General features: G+C 64.6%; 14 protein-coding genes, 1 tRNA gene and 2 pseudogenes. 8 read left to right on the top strand and 9 right to left on the bottom strand.

All coding sequences use genetic code 11. From position 1 onward, the window contains the following. Positions 1-97 precede the first annotated feature (97 nt). Positions 98-994: a YgcG family protein gene (locus A5747_RS04225; protein ID WP_076122391.1), complete on the bottom strand. Its 897-nt coding sequence runs from the start codon at positions 992-994 to the stop codon at positions 98-100. A 55-nt stretch (positions 995-1049) separates the two neighbouring features. Here A5747_RS04225 and A5747_RS04230 point away from each other — a divergent pair, with 55 nt between their 5' ends. The 3 genes from A5747_RS04230 (at position 1050) to A5747_RS04240 (ending at position 2984) form a co-directional block, all read left to right on the top strand. Then, complete coding sequence (locus tag A5747_RS04230; protein ID WP_076122392.1) at positions 1050-2048, top strand: glycoside hydrolase family 6 protein; 999 nt, start codon at positions 1050-1052, stop codon at positions 2046-2048. Positions 2049-2148: 100 nt separating this feature from the next. Continuing rightward, entirely contained in the window at positions 2149-2451 is a 303-nt protein-coding gene (locus A5747_RS25365; RefSeq protein WP_233147947.1) for an excalibur domain-containing protein, read from the top strand. 44 nt (positions 2452-2495) lie between these two features. Then, positions 2496-2984 carry a glutathione peroxidase gene (locus tag A5747_RS04240; RefSeq protein ID WP_076122393.1) on the top strand — a complete coding sequence of 163 codons (489 nt, stop codon included), beginning with the start codon at positions 2496-2498 and terminating at the stop codon, positions 2982-2984. A 174-nt stretch (positions 2985-3158) separates the two neighbouring features. On the opposite strand, the pseudogene A5747_RS25370 reads toward A5747_RS04240, so the two are convergent. Further along, a pseudogene (locus A5747_RS25370) lies at positions 3159-3470 on the bottom strand (DUF732 domain-containing protein); the annotation flags it as partial. Here A5747_RS25370 and A5747_RS04250 point away from each other — a divergent pair. After that, a complete protein-coding gene (locus tag A5747_RS04250; protein WP_076122395.1) occupies positions 3469-4926 on the top strand; it encodes a hypothetical protein in 1458 nt (485 codons plus the stop codon). The pseudogene A5747_RS25370 and the gene A5747_RS04250 sit on opposite strands and share 2 nt — an antisense overlap. 18 nt (positions 4927-4944) lie before the next feature. Here the strand turns inward: A5747_RS04250 and A5747_RS04255 are convergent, their stop codons facing one another. After that, complete coding sequence (locus A5747_RS04255) at positions 4945-5505, bottom strand: TetR/AcrR family transcriptional regulator (RefSeq protein WP_076122396.1); 561 nt, start codon at positions 5503-5505, stop codon at positions 4945-4947. Between the two features lie 109 nt (positions 5506-5614). Here A5747_RS04255 and A5747_RS04260 point away from each other — a divergent pair, with 109 nt between their 5' ends. The 3 genes from A5747_RS04260 to A5747_RS04270 are packed head-to-tail and all read left to right on the top strand — an operon-like array spanning position 5615 to position 7594. Next, positions 5615-6460 (top strand): oxidoreductase, encoded by an 846-nt coding sequence (locus tag A5747_RS04260; RefSeq protein ID WP_076122397.1) that lies wholly within the window; start codon positions 5615-5617, stop codon positions 6458-6460. Between the two features lie 36 nt (positions 6461-6496). Continuing rightward, positions 6497-6925, top strand: coding sequence for a nitroreductase family deazaflavin-dependent oxidoreductase (locus tag A5747_RS04265; RefSeq protein ID WP_076122398.1), 429 nt, complete (start codon positions 6497-6499; stop codon positions 6923-6925). Between the two features lie 33 nt (positions 6926-6958). Beyond that, positions 6959-7594 carry a TIGR03085 family metal-binding protein gene (locus tag A5747_RS04270; protein ID WP_076122399.1) on the top strand — a complete coding sequence of 212 codons (636 nt, stop codon included), beginning with the start codon at positions 6959-6961 and terminating at the stop codon, positions 7592-7594. Between the two features lie 551 nt (positions 7595-8145). Here the strand turns inward: A5747_RS04270 and A5747_RS04275 are convergent. Continuing rightward, a complete protein-coding gene (locus A5747_RS04275) occupies positions 8146-8712 on the bottom strand; it encodes a dihydrofolate reductase family protein (RefSeq protein ID WP_076122400.1) in 567 nt (188 codons plus the stop codon). A gap of 193 nt (positions 8713-8905) precedes the next feature. Between A5747_RS04275 and A5747_RS04280 the strand changes: the two genes are divergently transcribed. Beyond that, entirely contained in the window at positions 8906-11083 is a 2178-nt protein-coding gene (locus tag A5747_RS04280) for a glutamine synthetase III (RefSeq protein ID WP_076122401.1), read from the top strand. Between the two features lie 54 nt (positions 11084-11137). Here the strand turns inward: A5747_RS04280 and A5747_RS04285 are convergent, their stop codons facing one another. From A5747_RS04285 to A5747_RS04305, 5 genes and pseudogenes are all read right to left on the bottom strand, one after another. After that, the gene (locus A5747_RS04285) at positions 11138-12196 is read right to left on the bottom strand and encodes a cytochrome P450 (protein WP_142245445.1); all 1059 of its coding nucleotides are present in this window, start codon (positions 12194-12196) and stop codon (positions 11138-11140) included. A 305-nt stretch (positions 12197-12501) separates the two neighbouring features. After that, positions 12502-13659, bottom strand: coding sequence for a calcium/proton exchanger (gene cax, locus A5747_RS04290; protein ID WP_083700099.1), 1158 nt, complete (start codon positions 13657-13659; stop codon positions 12502-12504). 54 nt (positions 13660-13713) lie between these two features. Then, positions 13714-13832, bottom strand: a pseudogene (locus tag A5747_RS25195) (helix-turn-helix domain-containing protein); the annotation flags it as partial. A 111-nt stretch (positions 13833-13943) separates the two neighbouring features. Then, positions 13944-14017 (bottom strand) — tRNA-Ile (locus tag A5747_RS04300). 34 nt (positions 14018-14051) lie between these two features. Beyond that, positions 14052-14879: a carboxymuconolactone decarboxylase family protein gene (locus tag A5747_RS04305; protein ID WP_076122403.1), complete on the bottom strand. Its 828-nt coding sequence runs from the start codon at positions 14877-14879 to the stop codon at positions 14052-14054. Between the last annotated feature and the right edge of the window lie 16 nt (positions 14880-14895).

The raw sequence follows: 14895 nt of genomic DNA on the forward strand, positions 1-14895 counted from the left end.
CGAACGCGGGGGCCGCCGGTCGCTGCTCACGAAGACAATTTATCGGTCGGATGAGCGCTAGTCAGGAGGTCCGCGTTAAAAGGAAGGCAAAAGGGGATCAGCGCGTGGAGGTGGTGCCTCGCCGCCGCGGCGTGCGGTGCGCCGCCTGCACGTCGGCGTTGGCGAGGGATTGCGCCTGAGCGGCCAGCGTCGATGCGCGATTGGCGTAGGCAATTGCTTCGTCGCTTGCTCCTTTGCCGTGCGCCGCCGCCAAATACCGTCTCGCCTCTTCGCAGCGGGCCTTCGCCTCGGCGCCGATGCTGTCGTGATGCCTGCCGACGTAGTCGGAGATTTGGCGCAGTCGGGCGTCCGCGGTGGACAACGCTTGCTGCTGACCGCTCCCTTCAATGGGCACATCGCGGGAGTCGACGCGGCGGGCCCGTCGGCGGTGGCGTTGGTAGAGCAAGAGAAGCACCACGATGACGACGACGAGCACGATCACGGCCACGCCCATCGCGATCAGCGGCCAGATCCGGTGTGACGAGCTTGCCGATTTGTTCAACCCGTCAGCCGCAGCGATAGCAGCGCCGCCCCAGTCTTTGGCGTTCACTTTTGGTTCAATTTGGTTGCTACGCAAGCTGTTTAACTCGTCGGTTGTGATGCCCTGCATCGTCGGCGGCACGCTTAGCCAGTACGCCTTGGTGTTGGTGGCCACGGCCAGCACGGCGTCGTGGTCGCCCATCTCGCTGGCACTGCGGGTTCGGTCGGCCCAGTTTTCGGGTTTGAACCTGGAGAAGTTGTCGACGTAGACCACCCACAGTTGGAGGTGCTTATCGCGGTAGAGCCGGTCGATCGCCGAGCTGACCGCTGCACGACTGGAGTCCGTCAACGCCCCCGTGTTGTCGGTGACGTGCTCGGTGAGCTTGGACGGCGGTTGGGCCTGACCAGGAGCGGCCAGCAGCAGCCCCGCCGTGAGGATCGTCAGGACTACACCGAGCAGGCGGACAGGGCGCATACGGGTAACTTAGCCCGCTGGCGGCACAGAAGCTCAGATGCACTATTTTCCTGGGGTGACGTTCTCAGCTGCTGCTGCAGCCGCGCGGTGGATCGCCCCCTTCCTGACGATTGCGGCCGTTGCCGGTTTTCTAGCCAGCCCGGTGCACGTCGGCCCCGCCCCGGCGGTGCGCTTGGCTGATGACGCCAATCCGTTGGCCGGCATGCCCTTCTACGTCAATCCAGGCTCGGCGGCCATGCGCGCCGCGCAGCATGCCGACCCACCGAGTCCCGAGTTGACCGCCATCGCCAACACGCCGCAGGCGTACTGGATTGTGCCGGGCCCTTCGGCGGGGACGGTCGGCAAGTACACCAGCGACGCGGCGGCTGCCGGCGCCATCCCGGTGCTGGCGATCTATGGAATCCCGCACCGCGACTGTGGCAGCTTCGCCGCCGGCGGCATGGCGTCGGCCGACGACTACCGCGGGTGGATCGACGGCATCGCGTCCGGCGTGGGCGGTACGCGCACGGCGATCATCCTCGAACCCGATGCACTCGCGATGGCCGATTGCCTGTCGGCCGACCAGCGCCAAGAACGCTACGACTTGATTCGCTACGCCGTCGACACGCTAACCCGCAGTCCGGCGACCGCCGTGTACGTCGACGGCGGTCACCTGCGCTGGCATAGTGCCGAAGACATGGCCGCCAGGCTCAACAAGGTCGATGTCGCCCGGGCGCGGGGTTTCAGCCTCAACACCGCGAACTTCTACACCACCGCGGACGAAATCGGTTACGGGGAAGCGATTTCGGGGCTCACGAATGGTTCGCACTACGTGATCGACACGTCGCGCAACGGCGCCGGCCCAGCGCCCGACGCCGGGCTCAACTGGTGCAACCCCAGCGGTCGGGGGCTGGGCACTCCGCCTACCACCGCCACCGCGGGCGCGCACGCCGACGCCTACTTGTGGATCAAACGCCCCGGCGAATCGGACGGAACGTGCGACAAGGGCGATCCGCCGGCCGGCACCTTCGTCAGTCAGTACGCCATCGATATGGCCCACAACGCGGGCCAGTAGCAGAGGCTTCGCGCCTAATTTGGCCGTCCGCGATCGTGAGTATTTGCCTTTGGATGGAAACCCCAACAGACGGCCACTGTTGAGGTTACGATCCGCCACCATGGGTAGATTGACAGCAGTGACAATTGGATTCGCCGTGGCGCTCACGCTCGCCCCCGCAGCCGCCGCCGATCCTGTCGATGCATCGTTTGAGCGGTCGCTGGGCCCCGCAGCGCCCATACCGAAAAAACCAAGCCCGTCATGCGACCCGAATTACTCGGGCGCCTGCGTCCCTATCGCTAGTGATGTCGACTGTGCGGGCGGTAGCGGTAACGGCCCGGCCTATGTCAAGGGTCCCGTAACCGTCATTGGAAAGGACATCTACGGGCTTGACCGAGACGGCAATGGAATTGGGTGCGAATAGGCGCCACCTGCTCGCACGACGCGCGCGGTGTTAGCGTCGTCGGCGTGACCCTCAAAGACATCGCCCTGACCACTCTCGACGGCAAGCCGGCCACGCTAGCCGAATTGTCCGGCGGCGCAACGCTAATCGTGAACGTAGCCTCCAAATGCGGACTCACTCCGCAGTACACGGCATTGGAGAAGCTGGCCAAGGATTATCGCGACCGCGGCTTGACGGTTGTCGGGGTGCCGTGCAACCAGTTCATGGGCCAGGAACCCGGCACGGCCGAGGAGATCCAGGAGTTTTGCTCGACCACCTACGGGGTGACGTTCCCGTTGCTGGAGAAGACAGACGTCAACGGCGATGACCGCCACCCGCTCTACGCCGAGCTGACCAAGGCCGTCGATTCCGATGGCAACGCCGGCGACATTCAGTGGAACTTCGAGAAATTTCTGGTCGCGCCCGACGGTGAGGTGGTCAATCGGTTTCGGCCGCGGACCGAGCCAGACGCGCCCGAGGTCATCAGCGCCATCGAGGCCGTGCTGCCCCGATAGACGGCGCGGCTAGGGCGTTAGGGTACTCCGAGGGACGCTGCTCGGAGCACTGGTAGGAACATCGCTCGGCGCACTGCTAGCCGCACTCACGGGGGCACTGCTGGGCGCACTCACGGGGGCACTGCTGGGCGCACTCACGGGGGCACTGCTGGGCGCACTGCTGGGCACACTGCTCGGGGCATCAGTGGTCGAGATCGCGCCGGGGCAGTACGCGTTGGCGGCGATCGCCGCGAACTTGGTGGCTTTGTCGGGGTTCAGCGCGGCGTTCTTGGTTGCGAGCGTCTTGACGACAGACGACACGTCCGTGCCCCCGTTTACCTTGTCGCACACCCATTTGCCTGCCCCTACCGCCGCATCCGGGTCGGAATAGGTGATGCCGGCGGCTTTGAGCGAGGCGATGAATGCGTCGTCGGTGCTATCGGCGTGCGCGGGCACGGCCATGCCGATGATGGCGGCAAAGCTCGTCAGGGTCGGCAGTAGTTTCATGGCTCCACTGATCGTCGCAGATGGGGGGTCGGACCGCATCTCGTGTGCCTATCCCGTCAGTCTCGGCGAGCTGCTCAACGCCGTACAACAGGCGCCCACCGATGTGCCGTCGTATTATCCGCGCATGGTGCAAGACGCCAGGCCGCCCGGCGACCAGCGCGATTTCTTCCTGCAGGCCGGCGGGTCGGCGCCCGAGGGACGAAACAGCGCGGCAGCGTACTCGGCGCCCGCGAGTTCGGGGTGGGGAGCTCTGGGGCGCAGGCGACGCCGGATCGTGGTCGACACGGCAGCGGTGGCCGCGTTCGCCGTCATGCTCGGCGTCCTCATCTACAACATCGGTGCCGTCGACCAGAAGACCTCCGCGCCCGCGACCAGCACCCCTGCCCCAGCGGCAGCCGCCGCCGCTGCGGGTCCCGTACTCGACGGCGCCTATCGCGTGGACTACGACCTTTCAAAGCAGACGCAGAACGGTGCGCACACCCAGCCCAGTTGGGCCTTTCTTTCATCGACTTGGTGGGGCTTTCGTTCAACGTGCACACCCAACGGATGCGTAGCCACCGGGACCCAGGCAGACGACAACAACCATCAAGGGGCGCGCACGCCGGCATCTCCTCACGTTCTCCACTTCGTCGACGGTCGCTGGCAAGCCGCGCCTGTTCAGGGCCAAATCCAGCAACCGCGGTGCCTCGGAGCAGACGGAAAAGTCGTCGCCGGTGCAGAAACCGAGGCGTTTACGTGGTCATTGGATCCACAGGCCGACGGCACGCTCCGAGGCATTGCGACCGAAACCGTTCTCACCAACGAATGCGCCGATCAAGGAGCGGTGGTCCAGACCCCCTTTGCGTTGACACGGACCGGCGATGTCCCCCCGGGCGCCGCTATGGCCGACCCAGCAACAGTCAGCGGGACCCCGGCGGCCAGCACCCCTGCCCCAGCCGCTGCGGGTCCGGCGCTCGACGGCGCCTATCGCGTGGACTACGACTGGGCAAAGCAAACGGCCAACGACCACCCAACAACCGGCGATCCCACCACCGCCCAGACCACTAATTGGTGGGCGTTTCGTTCGTTGTGCACAGCCACGGGATGCGTGGCCACAGGATCCCGGCTGGCCGACACCAACCACAACGAGGCCACAGGTGGTGCGCACGTTCTCCACTTCGCCGACGGTCACTGGCAGGACACGCCCTATCTCCATCCACCAGTGCAGTGCCGCGGAACAAGCGGCACAGCTGCCGACACCTCGACACTGAGTTGGTCATTGGAGCCACAGCCCGACGGCACACTGCGAGGCGTTGCGATCGAAACCGTCCTCACCAATGAATGCGGCAACAAGGGAACGGTGTACCGAACCCCCGTCGTCGCGACCCGGACAGGCGATGTGCCGCCCAGCGTCACCGTGGCCGATCCAACGATGTTTGAGGCCCCGCCTTCACCGGCCTCTAACGGCCCTCACTAAATCTGTGCCCTCTCGACATCACCGGATGTGGTGCGCGATCAGCCGGTCGAGCATCTGCACGGTCCGGTCCAAGGGATCGGTCGATCGCGCGGCCAGGCAGAGGATGACTGCGCCCTCGACGGCAGCCACCACGGTGGTGGCCAAAGATTCCGCCTCGTCGTTCTCGGCTCCCTCGGCCCTCAGGCGTCCGGCAATCATCGTCTGCCACTCGGCAAATACCTCACCGGCGGCATCGGCGGCCGAGGGCGACTCCGTGCGTCCGAGTGCGGCAGCAACGATCGGGCATCCGGCGGTGTAGTCGCTGGAGCGCAACGTCTCCTTCCACGACTCGACGAAGGCGGCCAACGATTCGCGTCGGTCGCCGACCTGCGCTGTGCCTATCAGCGTCGAATCGATGAGTCGGCCCGCAGTCCGGGTCGCCTCGGTGATGAGTTCCGACTTCCCGCCAGGGAAGTTCAGGTAGACCGACCGGCGCGCCGTGCCGCTGTGTTCGAGCAGTGCAGCCAGGCCGGTACCGGCGACCCCGTTACGGCGCAGCAGTTCGATGGCGCTGCCGATCAGACGCTCGCGCGCGGTCATCCTCGCACCCTTCCAGGGCCCCTCGGGTAAGCCCGTCGGTTGCAGTATACCGATTGGTCTACTAACGTCAGGTAGACCAACCGGTCTAACACATGGAGAGGTCGCCCCGATGACATCCACACCGCCCGTCGCGCTGATCACCGGAGTGTCCTCAGGTATCGGCGCCGCCATTGCAAAGAAACTGGTGAACGCGGGATTCCGCGTGTTCGGCACCTCGCGGGCGCCGCAGCGCCTCGCTGCGATCCCCGGCGTCGAGACCTTGGCGCTCGACGTTACCGACGAGACAGCAGTCCACGCGGCGGTGTCGGAGGTCATTGACCGAGCCGGACACATCGACGTCCTAGTCAACAACGCTGGGTTGGGAATCGTGGGCGCCGCCGAGGAGAGTTCGATCGCGCAAGCCCGTTCGTTGTTCGAGACCAACTTCTTCGGCGTCATCCGCCTCACCAACGAGGTGCTCCCGCACATGCGCCGTCGCGGCAGTGGGCGCATCATCAATATCAGCTCCGTGCTCGGCTACCTTCCCGCGCCGTACGCGGCCCTGTACTCGGCGTCGAAGCATGCCCTGGAGGGCTACACCGAATCGTTGGACCACGAACTTCGCGAGTACGGCGTCCGCGCGCTGCTGGTCGAACCCGGTTACACCCGAACTGCTTTCGAGGCGAACATGTGGGACGCCGACACACCGCAGGCCACCTACGCCGATAATCGCGCGACCGCCCGCGCGATGGTCGCCGAGAAAATTCGCAGCGCGGAGTTGCCCGACGTTGTCGCCGATGCCACGTACGCCGCGGCCACCGACAAGCGAGTCAAACTGCGCTACCCCGCGGGCCGCCAGGCGCGACAACTGACTCTGCTGAAGCGCGTCGCGCCAGCTGCCCTGCTGGACAACGGCATCCGCAAGCAAAGCGGCCTGAGCAAGCCGCGATCGACACCGGTACTGGCTGACGGTTGATGCGTTGCTCAACACATCCGAAATACGGAGATTGCCATGACGGATACGAATGGCGCCAAGACGCTACGAAAGTTCCGCAGGGAACGGGCTATCGGACGCTATTTTCTCAACCCAATAGTGAAAGGGTTGAGCAAGCTGGGAGTGCGAACCGCGCTTGCCACCGAGCTGGAGACCATCGGGCGCAAGACTGGCCAGGTGCGCCGCGTTCCCGTGTCCGCTCAATTCGATGACAAAGGCGCGTGGGTCATTAGTCAGCATGGCACCCGCTCCGGGTGGGGCCGCAACATTGCTGACAACCCGAATATCCGCGTGCGACAAGGAGATCATTGGCGCACAGGCGTCGCGACGCTGAGGCCCGACGATGACGTCGTCGCGCGTGGCCGCAAGTTCGGGCGACTAGGAGCCACGGTGGTAAAGGCTCTGGAAACCACACCGGTGTCAGTGCGGATCGACTTCACCGATTGATGGGGCTGGTAGTGCGACCGTTATCGTGTGGGCATGTCGGTGGTCCAACGCGAACGGGTCGCCATGATCGAAACCCTGCGCGCAGTGGGACCGGACGCCCCGACCCTGTGCGAGGGCTGGACGACCCGCGACCTGGTCGCGCACCTGGTGGTGCGCGAACGCCGTCCCGACGCGTTGCCCGGCCTCGTGTTCGGGCCCTTGGCGTCCTACACCGCGCGCATGCAGACCCGACTGGCGACGACGAGGACGTGGGAGGATCTGGTCGAACTGTTCGCTTCGGGTCCTCCGGCGCTTTCCGTGTTCAAGGTTCTCGACCCGGTGGCGAGCGTCCACGAGATGTTCGTCCACCATGAGGACGTCCGGCGTGCGCAGAATGGCTGGGAGCCAAGGGAATTCGATGCGCGCACCAGCGCGTCGGTGAGGCGGCGCGTCGCGATGATCAGCCGGGCCGGAATGTCGAAGTCAATGAACGCGGTGCGCGTGCGGCTGACGCTGCGCACCCCCGACGGTCAGAAAGTGGTGGCCGTCGGCAGCGGTTCGCCGGTCACGGTGACGGGCGAACCGCTGGAGCTGCTGCTGTTCGCGTTCGGCCGCAACGCCGTCCGCGCCGACTTCGGCGGGGATGACGATAGCGTTGCCGCAGTGCGGGCCGCCAAGCGCGGTTTCTAGACATCTGTGTCAGGGCGCCTGCGTGAGTTGGATCCTACGGCCGTATTGGTACCCCGCCGGGGCACCGCAGGCCGGCACAGTCAGGGTTATTTGGTCTGTGCCCGCGAGGGTGTTCGGATCCCACACCATCCGGGCGGAACTCGCATTGGGAACCACTGTGCCGTCGGGACAGTGGATGTCACCCGCCGCCTCTGGACTTGTCCATTGTCCGTTAACCAATCGCGCCTGACCAACAAGGATTCCATTGCTAACTAGCGAGGCGCATCCGTCACCGCACGGAGTGAAATTCCAATCGTTGGTTACCGGCCGACCATCGTTATACGTCTCAGTCATGACGTAGTGACCGCTCATCGTCGTGTCTGCAGATGCGCTGCCAGCTGTACCGACCGCCGAACCGGCGAGCATGACGGCTGCGGTGATCCCCCGTGTGATCGTCATGATCCTGTTCCTCCCTGACGATCGATCGTTGCGGGCAACTCTCCCCGACGATGTGGACGCTGTTGCGGACGCTTTCGATTCTGCCCCCCATGCTCTGGGCTGTGTATGTCCGATCAGTCGCGTTTCGCCTCGTAGCGCAGCAGGACCGTGCCACCCGGGAAGGTGCGGTTCTCCAACAGTCGCAGCGAGATCCATGACGGCAGGCTCGGAAAGAACGGGGTGCCGCCGCCCACGGCGGTGGGCGCGACCACGATTCGGTATTCGTCCACCAGTCCGGCCTGCACGATCGGTGCGGCCAGCGTCGCCCCGGCCACCTCCAGCCTGCCGTCGGTTTCGGCTTTCAGCTTCGTCACCACCTCGACCGGGTCGCCGCGTTCCAGGCGGGAGTTCCGGTCGACGGACTGCAGGGTGTGCGAGAACACGACCTTGGGCATGTCACGCCAGATGCGGGCGAAGTCAACGATCAGAGGGGTCGCGTCCGGGGCCTGGTCGGCCGTCGGCCAGTACGCGGACATCAGTTCGTAGAGCCGCCGGCCGTAGAACGACAGGGCGGTCTCCCGCTCGAAGTCGTTCCAGTACTGGTGCAGTTCTTCGCTCGGATCGGCCCAGTCGATGTTGCCTTGTGCGTCGGCGATGTACCCGTCCACCGACACGTTGAAGCCATAGATGAGTTTGCCCATGCAGGTCAGACTGCACCGGAGGGCAAAACTCATCGCGACGCCCAGGTGCGGAAAGTTCGCGATCAAGGTTCTAAACCGTTCGGGTTTTACCATTGACGTCGCCGTAACAGATTTGTCATCGAACCTTCCTAGGGTGAGGCGGTCCATCGTCCGAACCGGAAAATCGCGGACCCCCTCAGCGATAGGAACTCAATTGAGCGGAAACCCAGTCCGCCTGCAGGCGATCAACAACGTCGAGGCCTATATCCCTCCGGCCGTCAGCTTTGTCGCTGGTGAAGCCCCCGGCGAGGTCTTCGGCTGCAACGTCTTTACGAAGGCCGAGATGCAGGCACGGCTGCCCAAGTCGGTATACAAGTCCGTCGCGGCGACGATCGAGAAAGGCGCCAAGCTCGACCCCGCCGTCGCCGACGCGGTCGCGGTAGCCATGAAAGATTGGGCGCTGGAGAAAGGCGCCACCCACTACGCCCACGTCTTCTACCCGATGACCGGCCTGACCGCCGAGAAGCACGACAGTTTCCTGGAGCCGGTTTCGGACGGGCAGACGCTCGCCGAGTTCGCCGGCAAGACCCTCATCCAGGGTGAGCCCGATGCGTCCAGCTTCCCCTCGGGTGGCCTGCGAAGCACCTTCGAGGCACGAGGATATACCGGCTGGGACGTCACCAGCCCCGCCTACGTCCTGGAGAACCCGAACGGCAACACGCTCTGCATCCCAACGGTTTTCGTTTCGATGACCGGTGAGGCACTGGACTACAAGACACCGCTGCTGCGCAGCCAGCAGGCCATGGGTGTGCATGCCGAGCGCATCTTGAAACTGTTCGGCCACAAGGACCTAAACAAAATCGTATCGTTCTGCGGCCCCGAGCAGGAGTACTTCTTAATCGATCGGCACTTCTTCCTCGCGCGGCCCGACCTGATCAACGCCGGTCGCACCGTGTTCGGCGCCAAGCCGCCCAAAGGCCAGGAGTTCGACGACCACTACTTCGGCGCGGTGCCCGAGCGTGTCCTGGGCTTCATGATGGACACCGAGCGCGAGCTGTTCAAGCTCGGTATTCCCGCCAAGACTCGGCACAACGAGGTGGCCCCGGGCCAATTCGAAGTGGCCCCAATGTTCGAACGGGCCAACATCGCCTCCGACCATCAGCAGCTGCTGATGACGATTTTCAAGACGCTGGCCAAAAAGCACGGCATGGAGTGCCTGTTCCACGAGAAGCCTTTTGCCGGGGTGAACGGATCGGGCAAGCACGTCAACTTTTCGGTCGGCAACTCTGAGCTGGGCTCGCTGCTGGTGCCCGGTGACACCCCGCACGAGAATGCACAGTTCCTGGTGTTCTGCGCCGCGGTAATCCGTGCCGTGCACAAGTTCGCCGGGCTGCTGCGGGTATCGGTCGCGTCCGCCACCAACGACCACAGGCTGGGCGCCAACGAGGCACCGCCGGCGATCATCTCGATCTTCCTCGGCGAACAGCTCGCCGATGTCTTCGAGCAGATAGCCAAAGGAGCGGCGACGTCATCAAAGGGCAAGGGCACCATGATCATTGGTGTCGATACGCTGCCCCCGCTGCCGACCGACGCGGGCGACCGCAATCGCACGAGTCCGTTCGCCTTCACGGGCAACCGATTCGAGTTCCGGGCGCCCGGCTCCGGGCAGACGGTAGCCGTGCCGATGATCGTGCTCAACACGATCATGGCCGATTCGTTCGATTACCTCGCGACCGTCCTCGAGCGGGCTGTGGAAAACGGCGAAGACTTCGACGTGGCAGTGCAAAAGCTGCTCACCGAGGTCATCACCGAGCACGGCGCGGTGGTGTTCAACGGGGACGGGTATTCCGAGAACTGGCAGATCGAGGCGGCCGAGCGCGGACTGCCCAACCTCAAGACCACGCTGGACGCGATTCCTGAGCTGATCAAGCCGGCAGCGATCGAAGTCTTCGAGAAATATGGCGTCTTCACCGAGCGCGAGCTGCAGAGCCGGTACGAGGTGCGCCTGGAGCAGTACGCGCTAACCATCGCAGTCGAGGCGAAGCTGGCGCTGGAGATCGGAACGACAATCATCCTGCCGGCGGCGATTCGCTATCAAACGGAGCTCGCGCAGAACGTCGCGACTTTGAAGGCCGCCGGGGTGAATCCCAGCACGGCTGCGCTGGAAGCGGTTTCGGCTCCGCTTGCCGAGCTTTCCGCGGCGTTGGCGACGCTGAGGACGGCGCTGTCCGACCAGTCGGCGGTGTCGGCCCTCGACGAGGCCAAGCACGCCCAGCAGCAGCTGCTGCCGGCGATGCACGCGGTGCGCACCGCCGCCGACACACTGGAAAGCGTTGTGGCCGATGATTTGTGGCCGCTACCCACGTACCAAGAGATGCTCTACATCCTCTAAGGCGTTAACGCGTCGTAGTAGAGCGAGAACTCGCCGGGGTAGGTCCGTCCCTAGTCACCGCTCTGGTCCCCACCTGAGTGGCACGTGGGCAGGGAACCAACCCTCGAAAATTGCGCCCCGCGAAGGATCGTAGGGTTTGGGGTACCACGCTTTGGGGACATCGCCGCCGTTCCAGTCGAACGAGAAAAATGGGACTCTGGCAAGCCACACTTCAAAGAACGCGCCCAGCAGATCCCGGGCCAGGTGCGACGCCGGACACCGGTGCGGTCCTCCCCCAAAACTCCAATTCCGTTGCGGGCCATCCAGTTTAATGCTGTGACCTGACATCTCGTCGGTCTCATCACGGTGAACAAGTCCGACGCACAACTCGACAGGGGACCCGGCTGGGATCGTCGTTCCGCCGATTGTCACGCTGCGACTCGTGATTCGTGAAACGGTCTTCGCCCCGCCATCCAACCGCAGCAGTTCCTCGATGAATCTGCGTTGCCGGCCTGGATTTTCGCGTAGCTCCCGCTGAAGCATCGGCATCCGCGCCAGCACCGCCAGCCCGGCCTTAATAGCGAACGACGCGAAAATCAAACCGCGGCCCACCGACGCCATCAGTCCCAACACTTCTTTGTCGCTGAGGGGTTGGGTGGCGAGGCGGCTGATCACATCAGGGCCACCCTGCGGCGCTCGACGGGTCTCCCGCACCAGCTCCGTGTCGACCGCTTCAAGAGCGACGTCAGTCGGCAGCCCGCAGACCGTAACGAATGCTGCGCGCCAAACAACCTCAGCGACAGCCGCGCCGTCGCAACGGTCTCGTGTCGTCGCTAGGGCGCTGACGCAATTTTCAATGATCCCACGCACGGGCTTCAGCATTTCCCGCGAATTTTCCGGATTGAACAACAGCTCGACCATGATTTTCCGGTACGGGCCGAACGGCGGATTGCCTTCCATCAGTTCGCCTTGGCGGCTGGCGAAGACTTCGCCGTCACGTACGGCGGCGAGGACGTCGTCGCGCCGCCATAACACGTACGTGCCGTCAGGCTCCCGCAGGACTCTTTGACCGGCCCGTTCTGCGGCGGCCAGCCACTCCCGAAAACCCGCTGCTGCGTCCTCGTCCGACCGCATGACTTCCAGCGCAGCGTCAGCGGCCTCGCCGCCAGACCCGATCACCGCACACCACCGACTTTCACGATCGGCGGTCGCTGCGAACCACGGATTAGCGGCGCCACCTGGAACTTCGATGCCGCGAGTCTATCCTCAGGATCGGCCACAGGCGCCGCCAGCTACACGGAAGACGACGAGCGGAGCACACCGCTGTCAGGCCGCTGCCACGTGGCCGCAGTCCGGTGGATTTCGACCGTGCTGACGGAGGGCAAGCCTTGAGCGCGAATTCGCCAGGCGCGACGACGGATCTCCGACGGTTGAGGTACTCACCCCCACCAGAACGACGTGGCGATCGCCACGTAGAGCGCGATGAGCACCGTCCCCTCAAACCAGGTCGACTCGCCGTCGAAGGTCACCAGCACCGCAACGAGCGCCGACATGATCATCGACGCCAGCAACAGCGGTGAGAACACCAGATCGAAACCAGGCTGGCCGAGCCATGCCGCCGCCAGGCAGACGATCGGGGCGATGGTGAGCGCGATCTGGACAGGCGACTGGAGGATTACCTGGACCGCGTAGTCCATCTGGTTCTTGGCCGCCAGCTGAATGCCGACGAAATTCTCCACAGCGTTGCCGGCGATCGCCACGATCACCAGACCGGCGAACACCTCGTTAATGCCCGCTGCATGCATCGCCGGCTCTAGGGCGGCGACGAACCATTCCGACACGAAGGCCGCACCGATCCCGGCGACGGCCAGCATGCCGATAGCCATCGCCAGCGGCCACTCCCCGTGTGCTGCCGCCACACTGGCGGCTTTGGCCGAATCGGGGCTGGCCACAATGGGAGACGACGCTCTGGACGTTTCATGACGAACTTGCCCCACCGGGTCGACAGCACGCTTTCCGAGCGTGGCGGGCAGCGAGAGTGCGAACAGCGCAAGCATGACGATGGAGACGACGACCGACACCGCCCGCTCGTGCGGTTGCGCCGGGGTGTGTGTTGCAGCGGTGAGCGAGGGCACAGCGAGGATGAATACCGCGAGGGTGAACATCAATCCGAGGGTGCGTCCGTCGTCGGCGGCGAAGCGCTGGCGGCCGTGTTTGATACCGCCGACCACGAAGGACAGCCCGAGCACCAGCAGGGCGTTGGAGAGAATCGAGCCGACGATGGTGGCCTTAACCACCCCATAAAGACCTGCTTTGAGTGCGAACAGTATGACGAACAATTCGGGCAGGTTCCCCAACGCCGTCTGCAGTATCCCAGTCGCGTTGGGCCCGAGCCGGTCTCCGAGCGCCTCCACCGAACGGCCGACCAAAGATGCCAACGTGGCCAACGCAAGTGCGGACACGATGAACGTCAGCACTGCATTCACGTGGGCGAAGTGCAGAACTCCGGTCGCCATGGCCGCGATAACCGTGATGGTGATCATGATGCGGTCACGCTGGGTCAGCAGCGGGAGCCGTTCAGAATGGGTGGTTGTCACACGCCTCTCCTGCTCTGATCGCGCCGAAGTTTTCCAGAATCGCACGGTTCACACCAACCAGGCATGCAGCGTCTGACGCGACACACCCACCTTCTCGGCGACCTGCGAAATCGCTAACCCATCACCGCCAGCAAGGCCCGGTCCCTCTGCTCGGCCACGGTTAACTCCCTCATCGAAGGAGTGTCAAGGATCAGCCGAGGTATCTGTCAACCATCAGCCGGAACACTGTCGGGCATCACCCGAAGGCAAGCTGTCGGGCATCAACTGAGGTCATACAGCTGACGTGGGGCGGGCGGGGCTCGAACCCGCGACCAACGGATTATGAGTCCGCGGCTCTAACCAACTGAGCTACCGCCCCCGCTTGGTGCGGCACCAATGGTGCCACGCCGCCGTCAGCTGAACACCGTCTGGCCCTCGGCGTCGAGCAGGTAGCGCTCGGTGCCGTGATCGACTCGGGCGGCGTCGGCGCCCAGCGACACCGCGATCTTGTTGCTGGCATTGCGCATGACGTCGAAGGTGAGCTCCACGGCCTTCGCCTCGGAAAACCGGGAGCGCACCTCGGCGGCAACGTCGGCGACGAGGTGCGCAGGAGTCCAAATTAACGCATCGGTGTAGCGAAGCGCTGCTTTAGCGCGCTCGTCGAGCAAACTTGAGTCCTCGTACCGCTCGATATCGCCGTACAGGGTCTCGGAGCCTCCGGCGTCGAGGGCGGTGGTTTCGCGCAGGGATTTGCACAGCCGGCAGTTGTGCTGGGCCGCGCCGCGCAGCCGGACCAGCTCGGCGGTGACGGGATCAAGCGCCCGCATCCGCGCCACCGCGGGCAGGAAGTCGTTGAACACCACATCGGAAGGGTCGGTGGCGTGATCCCACGAGATCGGCCCGTCAACCCAGCCGAGATGTTCGGACCCGATACCGAGCGCCTCGAACCCAGCGCGCACCCGCGGAATGAAGTCGGCGATATACATCTGCACCACAACACCAAAGGTGCTGTCCCCCAACTGCTTCCACAGCCGCGACCGCTGCTCGCCGGTGATCGCCGAGACGTCGACGCTGAACTGCTCGGCGAACTCGGCGACGACGGCCTCCGCCTCGGAAGCGGGCTCGTCCACCTCGACGCACGCGGGCAACGGCGGCAGTGACAACGTCTGCCCGCACACCCGCCGCACCAGTCCCGCGATGCGTCCGTCGCCTGGCGACAACGCCACTAACCGCGTCAGCATTCGTCACACGTTAGAA

The sequence above is a fragment of the Mycobacterium sp. IS-836 genome, assembly GCF_001954275.1.
Lineage (GTDB): Bacteria > Actinomycetota > Actinomycetes > Mycobacteriales > Mycobacteriaceae > Mycobacterium.